This is a genomic window from Vibrio sp. 10N.222.48.A3 (genome assembly GCF_041475345.1).
GTDB lineage: Bacteria > Pseudomonadota > Gammaproteobacteria > Enterobacterales > Vibrionaceae > Vibrio > Vibrio tasmaniensis_A.
In genome coordinates this window covers 1-3450 of the sequence record NZ_JBFRVX010000095.1, presented here as the reverse complement: position 1 = coordinate 3450, position 3450 = coordinate 1, and the positions used below count along the sequence as shown (strand labels likewise).

The 3450-nt window shown below is 44.5% G+C and carries 2 protein-coding genes; one reads left to right on the top strand and one right to left on the bottom strand.

Translation table 11 applies throughout. The features are described from left to right. Nucleotides 1-33: 33 nt before the first annotated feature. Nucleotides 34-2040: an exoribonuclease II gene (gene rnb / locus AB4653_RS03630; RefSeq protein ID WP_009844794.1), complete on the bottom strand. Its 2007-nt coding sequence runs from the start codon at nucleotides 2038-2040 to the stop codon at nucleotides 34-36. Nucleotides 2041-2348: 308 nt separating this feature from the next. Here rnb and AB4653_RS03625 point away from each other — a divergent pair. Further along, nucleotides 2349-3450 (top strand): DEAD/DEAH box helicase (locus AB4653_RS03625; protein ID WP_372103352.1); only part of this gene is annotated, 1102 nt, incomplete at its 3' end.

Genomic DNA, 3450 nt, shown 5'->3' with positions numbered 1-3450 from the left:
AATTAGCGCCTTTAGAAGTAAACCTATCAGAAATTAGGCTTCGGTTTCATTTGTCGTTTCAGGCCCGCTAGGCAAGTCCGCAAAAACTTGTGTAGGTTTTGCTACCAAGTTACGGTTTTCCTGATTAACTTCTGAGAGAACTACTTCTAAAACGTCTCCCAGTTTGTATACCATTTCTTTATCGATAGATACAGTACCCATATCACCGTTGCACTCTATTCTCTCTTTATTATCAAGAATGAGAGAGCCAGGGATAAACGCCGCTGCACCATTGTCAAGTAGGCGTACACGCATACCTGCGCGGTTAATATCGAAAATCTCTGCTTGGAAACGAGTTTCTTCAACTGGAGCGTTCGCTAGAGTACGAGCATACAACCAATCGCCAACGTTACGTTCAGCCATACCGTGGTGACGGCGGTGCAGGGCAAGTTCATCACCAATGGTTTCGTCTGGTGTTTGAATTGGCGCTTTACCTAGGATGTGTGCTTTAAGCATGCGGTGGTTAATCATGTCACCGTATTTACGAATTGGAGAAGTCCAAGTTGCGTAAATGTCTAATCCCATTGCGTAGTGCGGCGCAGGTTCATTGCTGATCTCGCTGTATGCTTGGAATTTACGAATACGGTTGTCGTAGTAGCTGTTGTCTAAAGAACCTAACCAACGACGCAGAGTAGCAAAACCTTCCAGAGAAACGATCTGCTCTTCTGTAAACGGCGTCTCTGCTTCTGGGTTAACCAGCTCCAGAACGTCTGTTAATTTCTCAGCTTTAAAACCAGAGTGACAGTTAAAGACACCTTGGTTAAAGCTTTCTTTTAATACTCGACCTGCACAGATGTTCGCGCTGATCATAGACTCTTCAACCAACTTGTTTGCGCTACGACGCATGTCCGCGTGGATAGCGACAACATCGTTGTCTTCGCTAAGTTCAAAGCGGTAGTCAGGACGATCTGGGAACACAACAGCATTGGCTGAGCGCCATGCTGAACGCGCTTGTGCGAATTGGTGAAGATCAGAAACAATTGCAGCAATCTCTTCTGACGGTTGCCATTTCTCTGATGCACCTGTTTCTAGCCAGTCTGATACGTGGTCGTAAGCAAGACGAGCGTGAGATTTTATGTTTGCAGCGAAGAAGTTAATGTCATCACCGATAACACCATCTTTAGATACCGTTACTGTGCAGCAAAGTGCCGGGCGAACTTCGTTCTCTATGAGTGAACATAAGTTGTCAGCTAGATCGCGAGGCAACATTGGGATGTTACGACCAGGCAGGTAAATAGTGAAACCACGCTCGCGAGCCACTTTATCCATTTCATCATCTGGAGAGATGTAAGCGGTAGGATCAGCAATTGCGATAGTCAGTTCGAAATCACCGTTCTCTTTCTTCTTAGCGTAAAGCGCATCGTCCATATCTTTTGTGCTTTCGCCATCGATAGTCACAAAAGGGACGTGAGTCATGTCTACACGTTCAAGATCAGCGTCGTCTTTGATCTGCCAGTCGTCGATGCCTTCAGGTTCGCTGTTTGGTAGGTCATTTTGCGCTAGCGTTACCCACCAAGGCGCGATTTTGTCATCAGCGTCTGTGATTTTCTCAGAGATCTGAGCTAAGAAGCCGTTGTCACCTTTTAACGGGTGTTGAACGATATGAGCAACAACCCAGTCGCCTTCTTTAAGCGTTTCAGGGTTCAAACCCTTCTGTGCTTTCGCTTTAAGCTGCAGTTTTTTCAGTTGCGGGTGATCTGGAACAACGTTCAATCGACCTTTGAAAAGCTTAACTCGTGCAATAAAGCGAGTAAGACCCTGTTCAATCAACTCCTCTGGCTCTGCAACTTCGCGCTCTTTCTCTGTGCGAATGATGGCAATCACCTTGTCACCGTGCACACATTTTTTCATGTACGGCGGTGGGATGAAGAAGCTAGTTTTGCTATCGACTTCGAGAAAACCAAACCCTTTTTCAGTGGCTTTGATCGTACCTTCCTTTTTAGGGAGGGTTTCTTGGATTTGCTGTTTGAGTTGAGCGAGTAGAGGATTATCTTGAAACATTTGACTTTTATCTATCGAGGACAATTGAGCACACTATAATCATTGCGAGGCTTGATTACTACTTAAAGGCGAAGTGAGCGTAAATTAATTGCCCTCTTATTTAACTAGGTCAATTTGCTAGAAGTTTGGTGCTGTGACGAGATATTCATCAAGTTTTGACGATATGATAGCCAGTGTTGATGTAAAACCGAAAAATATGTGATGTATTTCAATTTTTTCTGGCTTTTTTTATGCATTTAAGGAATAATCCGCCTCCCTTAGACGTCCCTAATGGCTTGAAGTGTTTTATTACTGCTTCGTAACTCTGAATGGAATCAGTATCTGATTGGATCAGTATTGGAATTGATAGAGCTCCCGGGACCTTTTGTTTACTTATATATAGTGGGATCCCAATGTCCGAATCTGTAATTCAATTTAATGAATTAGCCCTAAACGAAAACATTCTTTCAGCTCTTGATAGCATGGGTTTCGTTTCTCCGACTCCAATCCAAGCAGCAGCTATTCCTCTTCTTCTTGAAGGCCGTGACGCACTAGGTAAAGCACAGACTGGTACTGGTAAAACAGCAGCATTCTCTCTGCCTTTACTTAACAAAATCAACCTGAACCAACATAAACCACAAGCAATCATCATGGCTCCTACTCGTGAGCTAGCGATTCAAGTTGCTGCGGAAATCAAAAACCTAGGCCGTGATATCAAAGGTCTTAAAGTTCTTGAAATCTACGGCGGCGCTTCAATTGTTGACCAAATGCGCGCTCTAAGCCGCGGTGCTCACATTGTTGTTGGTACTCCAGGTCGTGTTAAAGACTTACTAACTCGTGACCGTCTACACCTAGATGAAGCGCACACATTTGTTCTTGATGAAGCAGATGAAATGCTAAAAATGGGTTTCGTAGATGACGTTACTTGGATCCTAGAGCAAGCTCCAGAATCTGCACAACGTGTACTTTTCTCTGCGACTATGCCTCCAATGGTTAAAACTATTGTTGACCGTTACCTACGTAACCCGGCTAAAGTTGATGTTGCTGGTACTAACCACACAGTTGACAAAGTAGCGCAGAACTACTGGGTTGTTAAAGGCGTAGAAAAAGACGAAGCAATGTCTCGTCTTCTTGAAACTGAAGAAACTGACGCGTCAATCGTATTCGTACGTACTCGTCAAGACACTGAGCGTCTAGCTGATTGGCTATCTGCACGTGGCTTCAAAGCTGCTGCACTGCACGGTGATATTCCTCAGTCTCTACGTGAGCGCACTGTTGATCACATCAAACAAGGTGTTATCGATATCCTAGTTGCAACTGACGTTGTAGCACGTGGTCTTGATGTTCCACGTATCACTCACGTATTCAACTACGACATCCCATTTGATGTTGAATCTTACATCCACCGTATTGGTCGTACTGGCCGTGCTG

Bases quoted from the DNA above. Each gene is read 5' to 3' on its own strand.
- rnb (WP_009844794.1), bottom strand. From the start codon at position 2,040: ATGTTTCAAGATAATCCTCTACTCGCTCAACTCAAACAGCAAATCCAA.